We start from the raw sequence: 19,424 nt of genomic DNA, 5'->3' as shown, positions 1-19,424 counted from the left end.
TTTTAATTTTCACTGTGCAACTTCAATTCAGCCTAACTCGATCGTAGTTGGCTTGTAAAACGAATATAAAACACAGCTAACCTATTATTGATTTAGAAAGTTTTTCCATGAGTCTCAAATGCGGCATCGTCGGCCTCCCTAACGTCGGCAAATCTACCCTCTTCAATGCCCTGACCAAGGCAGGCATTCCTGCCGAAAACTACCCGTTCTGCACCATCGAGCCGAACGTCGGCATGGTTGAAGTGCCTGATCCTCGCCTCAAGGCGCTGGCCGAGATCGTCAAGCCGGAGCGCATCTTGCCTGCCACCGTGGAATTCGTCGATATCGCCGGCCTGGTGGCTGGCGCTTCCAAGGGTGAAGGCCTGGGCAACCAGTTCCTCGCCCATATCCGCGAAACCGACGCTATCGTCAACGTGGTGCGCTGCTTTGAAGACGACAACGTGATCCACGTCGCCGGCAAGATCAACCCGCTGGACGACATCGACGTGATCCAGACCGAGCTGGCGCTGGCCGACATGGGCACGGTGGAAAAAGCCATCCATCGCGAAAACAAGAAAGCCCGTTCAGGCGACAAGGATGCCGCCAAGCTGGTGGCCCTGCTGGAACGCCTGATGCCGGAACTGGACCAGGCCAAGCCGGTGCGCGCCTGCGGCCTCGACGCTGAAGAAATGGCCCTGATCAAGCCGCTGTGCCTGATCACCGCCAAGCCGGCCATGTATGTCGCCAACGTTTCCGACCACGGCTTCACCAACAATCCCCTGCTGGACCAGCTGACTGCTTACGCTGCTTCGCAGAACGCCCCTATCGTCGCCATCTGCGCCGCCATCGAATCGGAAATCGCCGACCTCGACGAAGCCGACAAGCACGAATTCCTGGCCGACATGGGCATGGAAGAACCAGGGCTGGACCGCCTGATCCGCGCCGCCTTCAAGCTGCTCGGCCTGCAGACCTACTTCACCGCCGGCGTCAAGGAAGTGCGCGCATGGACCATCCATGTCGGCGACACCGGCCCGCAAGCGGCAGGCGTGATCCACACCGACTTCGAACGCGGCTTCATCCGCGCCCAGACCATCGCCTACGATGACTTCATCAGCCACAAGGGTGAACAAGGCGCCAAGGAAGCCGGCAAGATGCGTGCTGAAGGCAAGGAATACGTGGTCAAGGATGGCGATGTCTTGAATTTCCTGTTTAACGTCTAAGTCTCCGTCGCAAGAAACAAGCCCGGTCCGTCTCGCAAGACGGCGCCGGGCTTTTTCTTTTTAGCGGCGGCATTTTGTTAACAAACGTCACAACCGCGGCCATTGCTCAATAAATCCGATACAAACCGCTGCAAATTTACTAGACTATCCAGAACCCGCAAACCAAAGAGCGACGATGGACAGAGTAGAAACCATGCAAGTGTTCGTGCGGGTGGCCGAAACCGGCAGCTTCACCAAGGCCGCCGACGGCCTGGGACTGCCGCGCGCCACCGTCTCCGCCGCGATCCAGCAGCTGGAGGCCAGCCTGGGCGCGCGCCTGCTACAGCGCACCACGCGCCGGGTTCACCTGACGCAGGACGGCAGCGCCCTGCTTGAACGCTGCCACCAGCTGCTGTCCGATTTTGAAGAGATATCGGGACTGTTCAAACAAACCCCGGCGCAAGCCAGCGGCAAGCTCAAGGTGGATGTCCCCAGCCGCCTCGCCAGGCTGGTGGTGGCTCCCGCCTTGCCGGAATTCTTCAAGCTGTATCCCGACATCGAGCTGGAACTGCGCTGCACCGACCGCTCCATCAACCTGATCCAGGAAGGCGTCGATTGCGTGGTGCGTGTCGGCCAGCTGGAAGACAGCAGCCTGGTTGCGCGTCCGCTGGGCCAGTTTGAACTGGTGAACTGCGCCAGCCCGGCCTACCTGCGGCAGCATGGCATGCCGGCGACGCCATCGGAACTGGCGCGGCACTGGGCGATCAGCTACCTGTCGCCCACCAGCGGCCGCAACGCGCCTTGGGAATATATCGAGGACGGCGTGCTCAACACCGTGGAAATGCGCAGCCGCGTGGCGGTCAACAACGCCGAAACCTATATCGCCTGCTGCCTCGCCGGCCTGGGCCTGATCCAGATACCGGCCTACGACGTGCGCGGCCATATTCGCGCAGGCGAACTGCAGGAAGTCATGCCGCAAGCGCGCGCCGGCGCCATGCCGGTCTATGCGCTATACCCGCACCGGCGCCATTTGTCGCGCCGGGTGCAGGTATTCATAGACTGGATAGAAAACCTGCTGCTGCAGCACCGATAACAGCACTTATTTAGCGGCCGGTTTGACCGGGTCGCCGGGACAAGGTCCGCCGGCTGCCGCCCAGGCCTGCAGTTTCTGCACGAATTCTTCGTGCGACATCACCGGCGTGGTACGGCCTGCTCCGGGATTCCATGCCCACAAGACCAGAGGATCGGTCTTCATGTGCTCGATCACTTCATCCATGGTTTTGCGGTTGCCGTTCTTGCTCGGATCTTTCATCGACTGGCAAATCAGCACCTTGCTCAGCGACTGCCAGGCCATGCTGACCGGCGCCATCTTCCAGTGCGGCGCGCCGGGCACCTTGCCGTCGGCGCTGTTGCCGGCCTGGTGGCAGGCAGCGCATTGCAGGGTCGCGACGCCGCTATCGTGCGGGCCGCGCATCACCATCTGCGCGTGCTCGATGCCGATGTCTTTCTGGTGCGGCGCCTGCACCTGGTGGCAGTTCAGGCAGCGCGGCCCCATCACCACGCTGGCGATCGGCTCGAACAATTGCTGCCCGGTCGGCGCAGGACTTTGCTGGGCCAGCGCCGCGGCGCAGCTCAGCAGCAAGGCAGGCAGTGCGCCAAGCAAATTGAGATATTTCATCGCGTCACCCTATGCAATCTGGAACTGATGGTTTTTCAGCGGCAGCGAACGTATACGCTCGCCTGTCGCAAAAAATATAGCGTTCGCCAGTGCCGGAGCGACGCAAGCGACCGCCGGCTCGCCCACTCCGCCGGGATGCGCGCTGCTCGGCACCAGGATCACTTCGATCCTTGGCGTCTGGTACATGCGCAGCACCGGATAGTCGTCGAAATTGCTTTGTTCGACCACGCCGTTCTTCAAAGTGATCTCGCCGAACAGTGCCGACGACAAGCCGAACACCACGCTCGACTCCATCTGCGCCCGCACCAGGTCGGCGTTCACCACCACGCCGCAATCGATGGCGCAGAACACCTTGTGCACGGTGAGCTTGCGACTCTTGTCGACGCTGGCTTCGACCGCCATGGCGACAAAGCTGCCATAGGAATCGTGCACCACGATGCCTCGGTGCACGCCGTTTGCCGCCGGCTGCGGCCAGGAACAAGCTTTTGCCACGGCATCCAGCACGCCCAGGTGGCGCGGCTTGTCTTTCAGCAGCGCGCGCCGGAACTGGTAAACATCCTTGCCCGCCGCATGCGCCAGCTCGTCGATGAAGGTTTCCACCGCATAGGCATTGAACGAATGCCCCACCGAACGCATCCACAGCACCGGAACCTGGTAGTGCGTGGTATGCAGGTCGACCATGACATTCGGGATGGCATAGGGAATATCCTGCGCGCCCTCGGTCGATAGGGAATCGATGCCGTCCTTGACGATAAACGGCTCCATGATGCTGCCGCCGCCGATCGACTGCACCGCGATCCTGTCGGTCCATGAAGTGACCTGTCCCTGTTCGTCCAGGGTTGCGCTCAGGCGGCAATACGACGCGGGACGGTAGTAGCCGCCCTTGATGTCCTGGTCGCGGGTCCAGACCACTTTCACCGGCTTCTTCAGGTCCTGCGCCACCGCCTTGGCGACGTGCGCGGCATCGACCACTACGTCAAATCCCAGGCTGGAGCGGCGGCCGAACCCGCCGCCGGTGAACATGGTGTTCAGCTTGACCTGCTCCGGCTTCATCCCGAGCACCGCCGCAATCGCCTGCTGGTCGCCGCCCGGCCATTGCGTGCCCAGCCATACTTCGCAGCCGTCGGCGCGCACATCGAACACGGCGTGCAGCGGCTCCATGGTGGCGTGGGTCAGGTAGGGGAACTGGTAGTCCGCCGTGAAGCTCTGTTTTGCATTCTTTCGGGCCGCGGTCACATTGCCGTCGTTGCGCGCCACCGTGCCGGCCACATCCATCAGCTGCCGGTAGACGATGCTTTGCATGTCCGACGACACCCGCTCGCCCACCACGGCATCCCACTCGATCGCCAGCGCATCGCGCCCCAGCTTGGCCGTCCAGAAATCCTTGGCGACTACCGCTATGCCCGCCGGCACCTGGTACACGCCAAGCACGCCGGCAACCTGGCGCGCCTTGCTATCGTCAAAGCTGCGCACCTTGCCCTTGAAAATCGGCGGGCGCGCAATCAAGGCGGTCAGCATGCCGGGCACCATCACGTCCATGCCGAATTTCGCGCTGCCGTCCGACTTGGTCCTGCCGTCCAGGCGCTTGACGGGACGGCCGATAATCTTGAAATCCCGGGGGTCTTTCAGCACCACCTTGTCGGGCGCCGCCAGCCCGGCCGCTTCCGAGGCCAGCTCGCCGTAGCTGGCGCTGCGGCCGCTGGCGGCGTGAATCACCCGGCTCTTTTCCGCATGCAGGCTGGCGCTGTCGACATTCCAGCGCCTGGCTGCGGCCGCCAGCAATATCGCCCGCACCGCCGCTCCCGCCTTGCGCTGCGGCTCGTATTGCGCCATGGTGGTGATGCTGCCGCCCGTAAGTTGCGTATGCATGAGGGGATGGGCATACGCAGGCGCCGTCGGCGATTGTTCCCAGCGCACCTTGTCCCAGTCGGCATCCAGCTCTTCCGCCACCAGCATCGGCAAGGCGGTAGAAACACCCTGCCCCATTTCGGTGTGGCCGACGATTACGGTGATCCAGTTATCCGGCGTGATGCGGACAAAGGCGTTAGGCTGCAGCACTGCCCCGGCTTGCGGCGTGGCGGCGATGGCGCCGCGCATGGTGCTGCTCATGTGCCAGCCGACCAGCATGCCGCCGCCGACCAGGGCGCTCACCTGCAGAAACCCGCGGCGCGAAATTTGGGGAGGATTGGCTATGCTCATTTTTTCGCTCCGCCCTGTGCAACGCTATGTATGGCGGCGCGGATGCGCGGGTACATGCCGCAGCGGCAGATGTTGCCCGACATGGCCTGGTCGATATCCGTATCGCTTGGCTTCGGCGTGCTGGTCAGCAAGGCAACCGCTGCCATCACCTGTCCGGACTGGCAGTAACCGCATTGCGGCACATTCAGCTCTTCCCAGGCTTGCTGTACCTTCTTGCCGAGCGGGTGGTCGCCGATAGCCTCGATCGTGGTGATTTTCCTGCCTTCCAAAGCCGCCGCCGGCGTCACGCAAGAACGCACCGGCAAGCCGTCCACATGCACGGTGCAGGCGCCACACAAGGCAGCGCCGCAGCCGAACTTGGTGCCCGTCATGGCAAGTTCGTCGCGCAAGACCCATAACAGCGGTTTCTGATTGGACGCATCGACCTGATGCGCAGTCCCATTGATATTGAGTGTAGTCATCACGCTTCCCTTGTTTATCGCACACGCATCAGATCGTTATTTTTGCAGGCCAGACATGCAGCGCGATTAATTTTAAGTTAATTAAAAGCTGGAAATAGACACATTTCCTGTATGCAGTGTTCACAAATGCCGACCAATATCCCTACCCAACACTCGGTATTAATTTCTTTTTTGACAATAAAAGCACAGTAATTCAGAAATATGTAACTGTGCTCTAAATCTACCGCGTCCACTGTATGTGCTACCGCAGCAAAGCCCTGGCTACACTCCACCTGACCCTGCGCGTTTTGCGCAAGCACCGGACCCGCGTTACAGGCCGGCAGCGCCACAAGGAATGAAATTGAGCGACCAGAAAATCGAGCAGTACAACCACCCCGCCGGCGGCTGGGGCGCCCTCAAATATGTGGCCCTGCATTTGCTGAAGGAAAAAGTGCCGGGCGGCGGGATACGCACCCTGCTGAAACAAAACCAGCCGGACGGCTTCGATTGCCCCGGCTGCGCCTGGCCGGACCGCGATCACGCATCGACCTTCGAGTTTTGCGAAAACGGCGTCAAGGCGGTGGCGGCGGAAGCCACCTCCAAACGGGTTACCGCGGATTTTTTTGCGCAGAACAGCGTCAGCGCCCTGCTGCAGCAATCGGACTATGAACTGGAAGAACACGGCCGCCTGACCGAACCGATGGCGTATGACGCCGCCAGCGACAAATACCGGCCTGTCACCTGGCAAGACGCGTTCACCCTGATGAGCGATCACCTGAACGCGCTGGACGATCCGAACCAGGCGTCGTTCTACACCTCCGGCCGCACCAGCAATGAAGCGGCGTTCCTGTACCAGCTGTTCGTGCGCGAATACGGCACCAACAATTTTCCCGACTGCTCCAACATGTGCCACGAGCCGACCAGCGTCGGCTTGCCCGAAACCGTAGGCGTCGGCAAGGGCACGGTGACGCTGGACGATTTCGACCTGGCCGACACCTTCCTGATCTTCGGCCAGAATCCGGCCACCAACCACCCGCGCATGATGGGCGAACTGCGCGAATGCGCCAAGCGCGGCGCCACCATCGTCTCCATCAATCCCTTGCGCGAGCGCGGGCTGGAACGTTTCTCCAGCCCGCAACACCCGTCCGACATGCTGTCGCGCGCCGGCACCGCGATCAGCAACATGTTCATCCGTCCTACCCTGTGCGGCGATCTGGCGCTGGTCAAGGGCGTGATCAAGCGCGTGCTGGAACTCGACGACCAAGCCCAGCAAGACAATGGCGAACGTATCATCGACGTCCAGTTCATCGCCGAGCACACCGCTTACTTTGAAGAATTCGCAGCCGACATCCGCGCCGAAAGCTGGGACGACATCGTCACCGAATCCGGCGTCGGCAGGGATGACATCGAACGCCTGACCCAGGTGTACGTGCGCGGCAAGAACGTGATCGCCACCTGGGGCATGGGCCTGACCCAGCACAAGCATGGCGTGGCGACGATCCAGATGGTGTCCAACCTGATGCTGTTGCGCGGCAATATCGGCCGTCCCGGCGCCGGCCTGTGCCCGGTGCGCGGCCATTCCAACGTGCAGGGCGACCGCACCGTCGGCATCGACGAAAAGCCGACCGCCGCTTTCCTCGACCGCATCGAAAAAGTGTACGGCTTCAAGCCGCCGCGCGAACACGGGCTCGACGTGGTCGGCACCATCGAAGCCATGCTGCAAGGCCAGGTCAAGGTCTTCATCGGCCTCGGCGGCAATTTCGCCATGGCGACACCCGACACCCCGCGCACCTGGGAAGCGCTGCAGTCTTGCGCGCTGACCGTGCACATCACCACCAAGCTGAACCGCAGCCACCTGATCCACGGCAAGGAAGCCTTGATCCTGCCGACCATGGGCCGTACCGAAATCGACATGCAGGCAAGCGGCGCACAAGGCGTGACGGTGGAAGATTCGATGAGCATGGTGCACATTTCCTACGGCATCAACCAGCCGGTGGCCAAGACCTGCCTGTCCGAAATCGACATCGTGGCGCGCCTGGCGCACGCCACGCTCAAAAGCAGCCGCATACAGTGGCTGGACTACGTCAAGGATTATTCCCTGATCCGCGACGACATCGAAAAAGTGTACGACGCCTTCAAGGATTACAACGCGCGCATCAAGCAGCCAGGCGGTTTCCACCTGGGCGTCGCTTCGCGCGAACGGGTCTGGAAAACCGCCAGCGGCCGCGCCCAGTTCATCGTCCATGCGATTCCCAAGGACACGCCGATCCACCAGGCGCGCCGCAAATACGGGCCCGAGCTGATGACCCTGATGACGACCCGCTCGCACGACCAGTACAACACCACCATCTACGGGCTCGACGACCGCTACCGCGGCGTGTTCGGGCAGCGGCGCGTAGTGTTCGCCAACCTGCTCGACATCCAGATGCTGGGTTTCGCGCCGGGCGACTGGGTCGACCTGGTCGGCGTCTGGGACGACGGCATCGAACGCCGCGCCGACCGTTTCCTGCTGGTGGAATACGATATCCCGCGCGGCTGCATCAGCAGCTACTATCCGGAAACCAATCCGCTGGTGCCGCTCAACAGCTTTGCGGATAAAGCGCGGACGCCGACCTCGAAGTCGATCCCGGTGCTGATGCGCCGCTCCATGCAGATGGCAGCGTGATGCAATGATGAATCGGGACGATCAGATTGACGATGCGGTGCTGGCGATCTTGTCCGCGCTGCATGCCGAGGCCGGCGATGAACGCGCCCACGGTATCGGCGCCGGCCCCGGCATGTCGCTGGCAAAACTCAGCAAGCGGGTGGCGCAAAGGATGAGCACCTTGCGGCGTCATCTCAGCGCGCTGGAAAACGCGGAAATCGTCAGCGTCGCGCTCAACGAAGACGGCACCGGCCGCGCTGCCCTGACGCCGTTCGGGATGGCGATTTTCGACGCCCTGGATGAAAGCCAAGCGGCAACCGCCTGAGTCATTCCAGCATGGCGGCCAGCATCTCGCCCAGGCGCCGGATCGCCTGTTCGATCTGCGGCGTCCAGCTGTAGCTGTAGTTCATGCGGATGAAGCTGCGGTAGGCGTCTGAAGTGGAAAACAAGCGGCCCGGCGCAATCGTGATGCCTTCCGCCAGCGCTTGCCGATACAAGATCATGGAGTCGATCGCCGCCGGCAATTCTATCCACAGCACATACCCCCCTGTTGGCCGCGTGATGCGTGTACCCGCAGGAAAAAAGCGCCCGACGAAAGCGCTCATGATGTCGCAGCGTTGTTGCAAGGTGCGTCGCACCCGGCGCAGATGACGGTCGTAGCCGCCAGCCGTCAGATAAGCAGCGATGGCCCGCTGCGGCAAAGTCGAAGTGCTGAGCGTATTGAGGAATTTCAGCTTTTCCACCTGCTCCCGATAACGTCCCGGCAAGGTCCAGCCGATGCGGTAAGCGGAAGTCAGGCTCTTGGAAAACGATGAGCAGTACAGCACGATGCCGCGCTTGTCGTAAGCCTTCAGGACGCTCGGATGCGCCGTGCCGAAATACAGCTCGTTGCAGACGCCATTTTCGATAATCGGCATGTTGTAGCGTGAACCCAGCTCAACCAGTTGCCGTTTATTTTCTTCCGGCATTTCGAAACCCAGCGGATTCTGGAAATTCGGCATCACCATGCAAGCCGCAACCGGCTGGCTCTGCATGACTTTCTTCAGCGCCGCGATATCCATTCCCAAGCGCGGATCGGTTGGGATTTCGATGGCGCGCATGCCAAGCCGTTCGATCGCATGCAGCATCGCGTAAAAGGTCGGCGACTCTACCGCGATCGTATCGCCCGCTTTCGCCACCGCCTGCAAACACAGGTTGATAGCTTCGGTGGCGCCCACCGTGATCACCACATCGCCGGGATCGACGCTAAGGCCGGTTTCCAGGTGACGCCTGACGATCTGCCGGATCAGGTCCGGATGGCCGGGCGGCAAATCGTCCAGCACACCCAGCGGGCCGCCGCTGCGCAAGATGGCGCCGTTGTACTGGCTGATGCGGCGGGCCGGAAACAAGGTCGGATCGGGGTACGGCGAACCGAGCGGGACGGCATCATTCTGGTGAATCGATTTGAGGGTCGCCAATACGTGGCGGCTGACATCTACCTCGGCCGATACCGGCAGCGGCTGCGACCGGTCAGGTTCAGCCGGTGACACATGGGCGACAGGAAACGCTGGATCATGCGCCAAGGCCGATGCCAAGGTCGACGTCGATTCGGCGCCAAACCGGGCGCGCACAAAATAACCCGACTGCGGATGGCTTTCGATCAAGCCGCCGCTTTCCAGCAGTTCGTAGGCACGCACCACGGTCGTGATGCTCAAGCCGTGTTGCTGGCTGGCCTGCCGCACCGAACTCAGGCGATCGCCGGGACGCAGCACGCCATTCTGCAGCGAAGCCCTGATCTGCTCGGCAAAACGTTGGTAGAGGGGTTGGCGCGTTGTTTTCAAACCGGACGGTGACAGAGGCCAAGGATGGGCTCATTATAGTGAAAATAATAAAAATCAAACCGTTGCCTTGCTCCTCAGCGGCAGTTATCACCTAAGCATCGCAAAAAAATACAGTATCGATTTATAGTAGCGACAGTAAGTGCAATATGACTGTGGCTGCGATTCAACAGTTCTGGTGACCGATGGGGATTATCCATGGCGACACTCATTTTTACACCGCAACTTGCCCGCTTCATTTCCGCGCCGGAAATCCACACCGACGCCCTCACCTTGCGCGCAGGGCTGGAAACAGCATTCGCATCCAACCCGCGTTTGCGCTCTTATCTGCTCGATGAACAAGGCAGCCTGCGGCCGAATGTCGCGATTTTCATCGACGGCCATACCGTACGCGACCATGTGCATCTGAACGCGCCGCTGGCGGCGCACAGCAAGGTGCACGTTCTGCAAGCTCTCTCCGGAGGTTGACCATGAATGACCGCGCCTGGATCGCAAGCCGCAAAGGATTATTTTCACTGCAAAAGCAAGATGGCCGCTGGGCCCTGGGCCCAATTGCCTTTCTCGGCGAACCGGTTTCCATGGTGCTGGCGGACCCGCGCGACGGCGCACTCTACGCCGCGCTGAACCTTGGCCATTTCGGTGTAAAGCTGCATCGCAAGGATGCCGGGGCGGAGCACTGGACTGAAATTGCCGCGCCGGCTTATCCCCTCAAGCCCGAAGACGCAAGCGATCCGGTCGACTGGAGCGTGAAATTCATCTGGTCGCTCGCTTGCGGCGGCGCCGACCAGCCCGGCGCCATCTGGGCCGGCACCTTGCCGGGCGGCTTGTTCCGTTCCAGCGACCGCGGCGAATCGTGGGCACTCGTAAGTTCCCTGTGGGATGCGCCCGAGCGCAGGGAATGGTTCGGCGGCGGCTACGACGTTCCGGGAATTCACAGCATTTGCGTCGACCCGCGCGACAGCCGCCATGTCCTGGTCGGCATTTCCTGCGGCGGCTCCTGGGTTACACATGACGGCGGCGACAACTGGCGCTTGAGCGCAAAAGGCATGAGCGCCAGCTACATGCCGCCGGAGCGCGTCGACGATCAGAATATTCAAGATCCGCATCGGATTGCAGGAGCCAGGGATACCCCCGATCAGCTTTGGTGCCAGCATCACAATGGCATCTGGCGCTCCAGCAACTTTGGCGCAGACTGGCAGGAAGTCAGCACCGCGCCTTTGTCGAATTTCGGTTTCGCCGTGGCCGTGCATCCAGGCGACGGCAATACCGCCTGGTTTGCCCCGGCGCAGGCTGACCAGACACGCATCCCTTCGGATGCCGCCCTGGCGGTCACACGCACCACCGACGGTGGCAAGTCCTTCACCGCCTTGCGCAACGGCCTGCCGCAGCAGCACTGCTACGACCTGATCTATCGCCATGGCCTGGCTGTGGCGGATGACGGACGCACCCTGCTGATGGCCTCGACTACCGGCAATGTCTGGCTGTCGGAAAACAGCGGCGACAGCTGGCAGACCATTTCCAACTCCATGCCGCCGGTTTATTCGGTGTGTTTCGGCTAATCAGGTCTGCTATTTCTTTCGACGTAATGCGTAGGCAAGATGTGCCCACTCACCGTCTTTCTTATTTATGCGGCTTCGATATCAACATAACAACGAAACATATCGATAGAGCAAAAAAATATTGGACGCACGTGCGGCCAGCCCCGATACTCTCGGGTCATCCGGTTTACGCGCCTTCTCGGGCTTGCCACGCTCTTGCCTCTCGCTTTACGGCAAGACACATACTTATTCCCTGATCACTCTATGAACATTTTTTCTTTCTGGTTCCGCATCCCCTTTTGGCAACGTGTACTGGGCGGCTTCGTGCTGGGCGCACTGGCCGGCTGGCTGGTTGGCGCCCCTGCCGAAACCTGGTTCGGCCCGCTCGGCAAGCTGTATGTCACGCTGATCAAGATGATCGCCGTGCCGCTGGTTTTCTTTGCCGTCACCAACAGCATTTCAAGCCTGCATGGCATGAAGAGCGTCGCGGCACTGGGCGGCAAGACCTTCCTCTGGTTCGCCATCACCGCGGTGCTGGCGGTCGGCGTCGGCCTGCTGGTCGCCAATTTCACCAATCCCGGCCAGAACCTGGGCCAGCTCGCGATTGCCGCCGACTACACCGTGCGTGAAGTGCCGACGCCGATCCAGGTGCTGCTCGACGTGGTGCCGTCGAACCCGTTCAAGGCGCTGACCGAAGGCAAGATCCTGCAAGTGATTTTCTTCGCCGCGCTGCTCGGCATGGCGCTGGTCAAGCTGGGCGACAAGGTCAAGCAAGTGCGCGAATTGATGGGCGAAGCCAGCAGCGCCATGATCCAGATCACCCGTTTTGTATTGGAAATGACGCCGCTCGGCACCTTCGGCCTGATCGCCGCGCTGGTCGGCTCCTACGGTTTCGAACGCCTGCTGCCGCTGGGGAACTTCGTCTTCACCTTGTACATCGCCTGCGCGCTGCACATCGTGGTGGTGTACGGCGGCCTGCTGCTCACGCACCGCCTCAACCCGATCCGCTTTTTCCGCGGCGCCTTCCCGGCCATGCAGGTAGCCTTCACCAGCTCATCGAGTTTTGCTTCCATGCCTATCGCCCTGCGCAGCGTGGTGCATAACCTCGGCGTGAAACAGGAATATGCCGCGTTCGCAGTGCCGCTCGGCGCCAGCATCAAGATGGACGGCTGCGGCGCCATCTACCCGGCGATCGCGTCGATTTTCGTGGCCCAGTATTTCGGCCTGCACCTGGACCTGTCGCAGTATTTCATCATCATGCTGGCTTCGGTGCTCGGTTCGTTCGGCACCGCCGGCGTACCCGGCACCGCAATCGTGATGGTGACGCTGGTGCTGAGTTCGGCCGGCCTGCCGCTGGAAGGCATCGGCTACCTGGTCGCCATCGACCGCATCCTCGACATGATGCGCACCATGACCAACGTCACCGGACAGATGCTGGTGCCGGTGCTGGTGGCGAAGGAAGAAGGCTTGCTGGACCTGGAAATCTACAATGCGGCCAACAGCGATGTCGGCCTCGACCAGAACAGCAACGCGGCTGCCTGATCCTGCGCCGGGCGGGCAGGCTGTGCGCCCTCCCGGCTGTTTTCCTTAAGGCTCGCCTTCCCAGTAATCCAGGTCATTCGATTTGCGCTGGATCACGTCGAAAACCCTTTCACCTCCGGCCTCGGCCATCGCCAGGAACTTGCCGGAATCGGGATATTCGCAGACCTCGGGCTGCTCCTTGGTGCTGATTGAAAGATACTTCAGCGGCTGGTCTGAAGTATTCACAAGCTGGTGCGGATATTCCGGGCCGGGCGGAATGAAGATCACATCGCCGCTGCGCAGCGGCAGCATTTCCCCCGCCACCCGCAGCGTGCCGCTGCCCTCCAGGATGATAAACATCTCTTCCTGCGCGTAATGAAAATGATACGGGCAGGATATCTTGCCGGGGGCGACGATATCCACGCTGGCGCCCAGCTTGCGGGCCGCGCTGCCGGTGGCCAGGCGCGCGCACAGCGTGTCGTACAAAGGCTCGCGCACCTGATGCTCCAGCGGCACGTCATTGAAGTTGCGGATCAGCCGGCGGCTCAAACTCTCTGCGTTTTCACTCATTTTTTCTCCGTTATGGCGGCGTCATGAACTGCGCTTTGCGCCTGCCCAGCAGAATACACGCAACTACGTTCCGCCGTAATTCCTCCCCGGTTTCTCCATGCACCGTTGCGGACAATCACCCGGCAAAAATGGTGCAAAGCCGCATTTCCAAGCCATCCGCGCACCAGTTGCGCGCATATCCGATGGCACAAAATACACACCTCAAAAAAGAAAATAAATTTCCTTTACTTGCGATGAAAATGAAAATATATTTACACAAATTATAAAAATCAATCCAAGGGGCAGATGGTGCAACATTCCGCAATCACGGCATGGCAACGCGAAAGCGCAGTCGCAGCGCGCATAGGCAAAGCCTATCCAGAACTGTCGAAAGCACACCGCAAGGCCGCCGATTATGTGCTGGCGAACGTGTTCCATACCGCCACCATGACCATCGACGAACTGGCGGACGCAGTCGGCGTTTCGCTGGCGACGGCCAACCGTTTCGCCCATGCCTTGGGCTTCGACGGCTACCCGGCATTCCGCGCGGCGCTGGTCCTGGATTTCGCCTCGTCGCTGGCGCCGGTGGAAAAACTGCGCGACCAGGTGCTGCGCCCCGCCAGCAGCGCCGAAATCATGGCTGCCGCACTGAGGGCCGACATGCAAAACCTGGAAGCTACCCAGCGCGCCTTGTCGCCGGCGCATTGCGACCGGGCCGTTAGCATGATTATCAACGCTGACCGGATCTTCATCCTCGGCTTCGGCGCCAGCGCCTTTTTGGCCGGCATCATGGCGCATGCGCTGGAGCCGTATTGCCGCACGGTGCTGTCGGTGGCGGGCCCTGGCGGCCCTTCGCAGGCTGCGCGCCAATTCTTCAAGCTGGACCAGCGCGACCTGGTGATCGCCCTCGCCTTCCCGCGCTACGTCACCGATACCGTGACACTGGCCGGCCGCGCCAAGGAGCGCGCGGCGCCGGTGCTGGCGCTCACCGATGCGCCGACTTCGCCGCTGGTGCCGCTGGCTGACGTCACGCTGTACGCACAGACCGAGCGGCTGCTGTCGCCGACTTCGGATGCGGCCGCGCTGGCCCTGATCCAGGCGGTATGCGACGCCGTCGCCCACCGCGCCAACCGTTCGGTGCATGCCGCCTCGAAGATGACTGAAGCCGTGCTGCCCTGGCTGCATCATCCGGATGGCCGCACACCCGACAAGGCTGGCAAACCCGTTTCCAAAAAATCCGCAGCGAAAGCGAAATAACGTGAACAACAGTACGACCATTCCCGGCGACATCGCCACCATCGCCATCCACGGCGGCGCCGGCACCATCTTGCGCAGCGCCATGAACACCGCGCAGGAACAGGCTTATCACGACGCCCTGGCGGAAATCCTCAGCGCCGGACAAAAAATCCTGGCTGCCGGCGGCAGCGCGCTGGACGCCGTCGCCTGCGCCGTCAGCATGCTGGAAGACTGTCCGCTGTTCAACGCCGGCAAAGGCGCGGTCTACACCCATGCCGGCACCCATGAACTGGATGCGGCGATCATGGACGGCGCCACGCTGGATGCAGGCGCCATCGCCAACGTCGGCCATGTGCGCAATCCGATACTGGGCGCGCGTGCGGTGATGGAACATAGCGAACACATCCTGCTGGTGGGAACCGGCGCCGAAGCCTTCGTCGCCCAGCACGGCGTAGAACTGGTGGAGCCGGACTACTTCCATACCGAAGCCCGCCATGCCCAATGGCTGCGCGCGCGCGACCAGGAAGGCATGCTGCTGCTCGACCACGACGCCACCAGCAAGGCGGCCGCCGAATTTACAACACCCATCGCGCCCATCGATCCCGACAACAAGTTCGGCACGGTGGGCGCCGTCGCGGTCGACATGCACGGCAACCTGGCGGCGGCCACTTCGACCGGCGGCATCACCAACAAGCGTGTCGGCCGGGTCGGCGACTCGCCCCTGGTCGGCGCCGGCTGCTACGCCAACAACCGCACCGTGGCGGTTTCCGCCACCGGCACCGGCGAAGCGTTCATGCGCACGGTGGCGGCCTACGATATTTCGGCGCGCATGGAATATGCCGGGCAATCCCTGGCGGACGCCGCCGAGCAGGTGGTGATGGACCTGCTGCCGCGGTATAAAGGCCGTGGCGGCCTGATCGCCATCGACGCCCAAGGCAACCTGGCATTGCCGTTCAATACCGAAGGCATGTATCGCGGTTACGCCAAGGTCGGCGCGGCGCCGGTAACGGCGATCTACAAATGACGCAGCCAACCACAGGAAGCGATTCCATGAACAGACAGATCGGCCGTCGAGTGCTGACGGTAGAACAAATGAGCGTCGGCTTCACCACTTCCGAACGCAAGGTGGAAGCGGTGCGCAACCTGTCCTTCCATATCGACGCCGGTGAAACGCTGGCCATCGTCGGCGAGTCGGGTTCGGGCAAGTCGGTGTCGTCGCAATCGATCATGCGCCTGATCGACTACGGCGGCGGCCGCATCACTGGCGCCAAAATGAATTTCCAGCGGCGCGACGGCAGCACGGTAGACCTGGCCAGCGCCGACCAGCACACCATGCGCCACATCCGCGGTTCGGAAATCGCCATGATTTTCCAGGAGCCGATGACGTCGCTCAATCCGGTGTTCACGGTCGGCGAGCAGATCGCCGAATCGATACGCCTGCACCAAGGCAAGAGCATGGCTGCCGCGCGCGCCGAGGCCTTGCGCATGCTGGAAACGGTGCGCATCCCGGAAGCGCGGCGCATCCTGGACCGCCATCCGCACCAGCTGTCGGGCGGCATGCGGCAACGCGTGATGATCGCCATGGCCCTGTCTTGCAAGCCCTCGCTGCTGATCGCCGACGAGCCGACCACTGCGCTGGACGTGACGATACAGGCGCAGATCCTGCAACTGATACGCGCGCTGCAGGATGAAATGCAGATGGCGGTGATCTTCATCACCCACGACATGGGCGTGGTGGCCGAGATCGCCGACCGGGTAGTGGTCATGTGCCGCGGCGAAAAAGTCGAAGAAAACAATGTGCATGCGATCTTTGAAGCGCCGCAGCATCCTTACACCCGCGCCCTGCTGGCGGCCGTGCCGCGCCTGGGTGCGATGCATGGCACCGACCTGCCGCAGCGGATCGCCATCGCCGGCGCCGCCATCACGCCCGTCACGCCTGAAATGGAAGTGGAAGCCAAGCTGGTGCGCAGCATTCCAGGTTCAGATCCGCAACAGCAGCCCCTGCTGAAAGTGCGCAACCTGACTACCCGCTTCGACGTCAAGAGCGGCATCTTCAGCCGCGTCAAGCAACGCGTGCATGCGGTGGAGCAGATCAGCTTCGACCTGTATCCGGGCGAAACGCTGGCGTTGGTAGGCGAATCCGGCTGCGGCAAATCGACCACCGGCCGCTCGCTGCTGCGGCTGGTCGACATCACCAGCGGCAGCGTCGAGTTCGGCGGGCGCGACCTGGCCAAGCTGCCGCGCTCGGAACTGCGTTCGCTGCGGCGCGAAATCCAGTTCATTTTCCAGGATCCGTTCGCCTCGCTCGATCCGCGCCTGACCGTCGGCTATTCCATCATGGAGCCGCTGCTGGTGCACGGCCTGGCCGAAGGCGCGCAAGAAAAAGTCGCGGCGCTGCTGGAACGGGTCGGCTTGCTGCCGGAACATGCGCAGCGTTATCCGCATGAATTTTCCGGCGGCCAGCGCCAGCGCATCTGCATCGCCCGCGCACTGGCGCTGAACCCGAAGATCGTGATCGCCGATGAATCGGTGTCGGCGCTGGACGTCTCGATCCAGGCCCAGATCGTCAACCTGCTGCTCGACCTGCAGCGGGAATTGGGGATTTCCTTCATTTTCATTTCGCACGACATGGCTGTGGTGGAGCGCATCAGCCATCGGGTTGCGGTCATGTACCTGGGGCAGATCGTCGAGATCGGCCCGCGCCGCGCGATCTTTGAAAATCCCCAGCATCCATACACCAAGAAACTGATGGCGGCGGTGCCGGTCGCCGATCCGAACCAGCGTCATCGCCTGCGCGAGATGCTGCCGGAAGAAATTCCCAGCCCGATCCGCAATGTCGGCGATTTGCCGCTGGTCGAGCCGCTGAAACAGGTGGGACCGGGACACTTTGTCGCGACTCACCGGATTTCAGCTGCTTTTTAACCGTTTAACCGCTTAACCGTTGTTGTCTGCCTTATCTGCTTATTGATCTGCTTATTTATCTGTTTGTTTATCTTCGATGACTTTTTGACCCAGGGGAGTAGCACATGCGCACTAATCGACATTTCGGAAAACTGCTGGCTGGCACCGCCGTTGCATTGACCGCCCAGTTTGCCGCCGGCCACGCTTTTGCCGCCAAGGACGTCACGCTGGCGGTCGCATCAACCTTCACCACGCTGGATCCGTACGACAGCAACGACACGCTGTCGCAAGCGGCAATCAAGTCGTTCTACCAAGGCTTGTTCGGTTTCGACAAGGACCTGAAGGTGGTCAACGTGCTGGCCGACGGTTACGAAGTCAGCAAGGACGGCCTGGTCTACACCATCCGCCTGCGCAAGGGCGTCAAGTTCCAGGACGGCACCGACTTCAAGGCGGATGCGGTCAAGATTTGCCTGGAGCGGGTCATCAACCCGGAAAACAAGCTCAAGCGCTTCAACCTGTTCAACCGCATTTCCAAGGTCGACATCGTCAACGACTATGAAGTCAAGATCACGCTGAAAGAGCCGTTCTCGCCGTTCATCAATACCCTGGCGCACTCTTCCGCCGCGATGATTTCGCCAGCCGCGCTGAAACAGTACGGCAACAAGGACATCGGCTTCCACCCGGTAGGAACTGGGCCGTTCAAGTTCGTCGAATGGAAACAGACTGACTACATGAAGGTCACCAAATTCGACGGCTACTGGAAAAAAGGCTATCCGAAGATCGACAGCATCACCTGGAAACCGGTGATCGACAACAACACCCGCAGCGCCGTGATGCAGACCGGCGAAGCGCAGTTCGCCTATCCGCTGCCTTACGAACAAGCCGAACTGCTGAAGAGCAAACCCAACCTGGACCTGGTCTCGTCGCCGTCGATCGTGCAACGCTACATTTCGATGAATACGCTGCAGAAGCCGTTCGACAATCCGAAAGTGCGGCAGGCGATCAATTACGCCATCAACAAGGAAGCGCTGGTCAAGGTTGCCTTCACCGGCTACGCCATGCCGCAGGACGGCGTGCTGCCGCAAGGCGTGGATTACGCACTGAAGACCGGGCCATGGCCTTACGATCCGAAAAAAGCCAAACAGTTGCTGGCTGAAGCCGGATATCCGAACGGCTTCGAGACTGAATTGTGGTCGGCCTACAACCACACCACGGCGCAGAAAATCATCCAGTTCGTGCAGCAGCAGCTGGCGCAGGTCGGCATCAAGGCCAAGGTGATGGCGCTGGAAGCCGGCCAGCGCGTGGAGAAAGTCGAAAGCGCACCTGTCCCTGCCAACGCACCGGTACGCATGTACTACACCGGCTGGTCGTCTTCCACCGGCGAAGCCGACTGGGGCCTGCGTCCATTGCTGGCTTCGGAATCGTTCCCGCCGAAACTGTTCAACACGGCTTACTACAAGAACGACAAGGTCGATGCCGATATCGCCAAGGCACTGACAACCACCGACCGCATGGAAAAGACAGCGCTCTACAAAGATGCGCAAACCGAAATCTGGAAAGACGCGCCTTGGGCTTTCCTGGTCACGGAGAAACTCTTGTATGCACGCAGCAAGAACCTGAAAGGCGTGTATGTCATGCCTGACGGCTCCTTCAATTTCGATGAAATCGAATTGAAATAAGCAGCACGCAAGAAATACACAAGCAAGATCAGCAGGCCGGCCGC

The 19,424-nt window shown here is 61.2% G+C and carries 16 protein-coding genes; 11 read left to right on the top strand and 5 right to left on the bottom strand.

Annotated features, from left to right (window positions below):
- The first annotated feature begins 107 nt into the window (after nt 1–107).
- Both ychF and BM062_RS06490 read left to right on the top strand, forming a co-directional pair.
- Nucleotides 108–1,199, top strand: coding sequence for a redox-regulated ATPase YchF (ychF, locus tag BM062_RS06495; RefSeq protein ID WP_014004598.1), 1,092 nt, complete (start codon nt 108–110; stop codon nt 1,197–1,199).
- A gap of 175 nt (nt 1,200–1,374) precedes the next feature.
- Complete coding sequence (locus tag BM062_RS06490; RefSeq protein WP_092394859.1) at nt 1,375–2,271, top strand: LysR family transcriptional regulator; 897 nt, start codon at nt 1,375–1,377, stop codon at nt 2,269–2,271.
- Between the two features lie 6 nt (nt 2,272–2,277).
- On the opposite strand, the gene BM062_RS06485 is transcribed toward BM062_RS06490, so the two are convergent.
- Genes BM062_RS06485 through BM062_RS06475 form a run of 3 tightly spaced genes read right to left on the bottom strand, consistent with a single transcriptional unit; the run spans nt 2,278 to nt 5,516 of the window.
- A complete protein-coding gene (locus BM062_RS06485; RefSeq protein WP_254784960.1) occupies nt 2,278–2,856 on the bottom strand; it encodes a hypothetical protein in 579 nt (192 codons plus the stop codon).
- A gap of 9 nt (nt 2,857–2,865) precedes the next feature.
- Nucleotides 2,866–5,055 (bottom strand): xanthine dehydrogenase family protein molybdopterin-binding subunit, encoded by a 2,190-nt coding sequence (locus tag BM062_RS06480; RefSeq protein ID WP_092394856.1) that lies wholly within the window; start codon nt 5,053–5,055, stop codon nt 2,866–2,868.
- On the bottom strand, nt 5,052–5,516 hold the full coding sequence (locus tag BM062_RS06475; RefSeq protein WP_092394853.1) for a (2Fe-2S)-binding protein: 465 nt from the start codon (nt 5,514–5,516) through the stop codon (nt 5,052–5,054). The genes BM062_RS06480 and BM062_RS06475 overlap by 4 nt, the downstream gene beginning before the upstream one ends.
- A gap of 334 nt (nt 5,517–5,850) precedes the next feature.
- On the opposite strand from BM062_RS06475, the gene BM062_RS06470 reads away from it, so the two are divergent.
- Entirely contained in the window at nt 5,851–8,160 is a 2,310-nt protein-coding gene (locus BM062_RS06470; protein WP_092394850.1) for an FdhF/YdeP family oxidoreductase, read from the top strand.
- 4 nt (nt 8,161–8,164) lie between these two features.
- Nucleotides 8,165–8,464 (top strand): helix-turn-helix domain-containing protein, encoded by a 300-nt coding sequence (locus BM062_RS06465; protein WP_092394847.1) that lies wholly within the window; start codon nt 8,165–8,167, stop codon nt 8,462–8,464.
- Nucleotide 8,465: 1 nt separating this feature from the next.
- On the opposite strand, the gene BM062_RS06460 is transcribed toward BM062_RS06465, so the two are convergent.
- Nucleotides 8,466–9,959, bottom strand: coding sequence for an aminotransferase-like domain-containing protein (locus tag BM062_RS06460; RefSeq protein ID WP_092394844.1), 1,494 nt, complete (start codon nt 9,957–9,959; stop codon nt 8,466–8,468).
- A gap of 195 nt (nt 9,960–10,154) precedes the next feature.
- On the opposite strand from BM062_RS06460, the gene BM062_RS06455 reads away from it, so the two are divergent.
- The 3 genes from BM062_RS06455 to BM062_RS06445 all read left to right on the top strand — a co-directional run bounded on the left by BM062_RS06455 (nt 10,155) and on the right by BM062_RS06445 (nt 13,036).
- Nucleotides 10,155–10,424, top strand: a complete 270-nt coding sequence (locus tag BM062_RS06455) for a MoaD/ThiS family protein (protein ID WP_092394841.1) — start codon at nt 10,155–10,157, stop codon at nt 10,422–10,424.
- Nucleotides 10,425–10,426: 2 nt separating this feature from the next.
- A complete protein-coding gene (locus BM062_RS06450; protein WP_092394838.1) occupies nt 10,427–11,515 on the top strand; it encodes a WD40/YVTN/BNR-like repeat-containing protein in 1,089 nt (362 codons plus the stop codon).
- 243 nt (nt 11,516–11,758) lie between these two features.
- Entirely contained in the window at nt 11,759–13,036 is a 1,278-nt protein-coding gene (locus BM062_RS06445; RefSeq protein ID WP_092394835.1) for a dicarboxylate/amino acid:cation symporter, read from the top strand.
- 45 nt (nt 13,037–13,081) lie between these two features.
- Here the strand turns inward: BM062_RS06445 and BM062_RS06440 are convergent, their stop codons facing one another.
- Nucleotides 13,082–13,585 carry a cupin domain-containing protein gene (locus BM062_RS06440; RefSeq protein WP_092394832.1) on the bottom strand — a complete coding sequence of 168 codons (504 nt, stop codon included), beginning with the start codon at nt 13,583–13,585 and terminating at the stop codon, nt 13,082–13,084.
- A gap of 285 nt (nt 13,586–13,870) precedes the next feature.
- Between BM062_RS06440 and BM062_RS06435 the strand changes: the two genes are divergently transcribed.
- The 4 genes from BM062_RS06435 to gsiB all read left to right on the top strand — a co-directional run bounded on the left by BM062_RS06435 (nt 13,871) and on the right by gsiB (nt 19,380).
- Nucleotides 13,871–14,821 (top strand): MurR/RpiR family transcriptional regulator, encoded by a 951-nt coding sequence (locus BM062_RS06435; protein ID WP_092394829.1) that lies wholly within the window; start codon nt 13,871–13,873, stop codon nt 14,819–14,821.
- An 82-nt stretch (nt 14,822–14,903) separates the two neighbouring features.
- On the top strand, nt 14,904–15,824 hold the full coding sequence (locus tag BM062_RS06430; protein WP_254784971.1) for an isoaspartyl peptidase/L-asparaginase family protein: 921 nt from the start codon (nt 14,904–14,906) through the stop codon (nt 15,822–15,824).
- Nucleotides 15,825–15,850: 26 nt separating this feature from the next.
- Nucleotides 15,851–17,722: a dipeptide ABC transporter ATP-binding protein gene (locus BM062_RS06425; protein WP_092394823.1), complete on the top strand. Its 1,872-nt coding sequence runs from the start codon at nt 15,851–15,853 to the stop codon at nt 17,720–17,722.
- Between the two features lie 104 nt (nt 17,723–17,826).
- On the top strand, nt 17,827–19,380 hold the full coding sequence (gene gsiB / locus BM062_RS06420; RefSeq protein ID WP_092394820.1) for a glutathione ABC transporter substrate-binding protein GsiB: 1,554 nt from the start codon (nt 17,827–17,829) through the stop codon (nt 19,378–19,380).
- Nucleotides 19,381–19,424: the final 44 nt, after the last annotated feature.

The sequence above is a fragment of the Collimonas sp. OK412 genome (genome assembly GCF_900112135.1).
GTDB lineage: Bacteria > Pseudomonadota > Gammaproteobacteria > Burkholderiales > Burkholderiaceae_D > Collimonas > Collimonas rhizosphaerae.
Note: the sequence above shows the minus strand (reverse complement) of the source record. Positions and strands in the feature narration are given on the sequence as shown.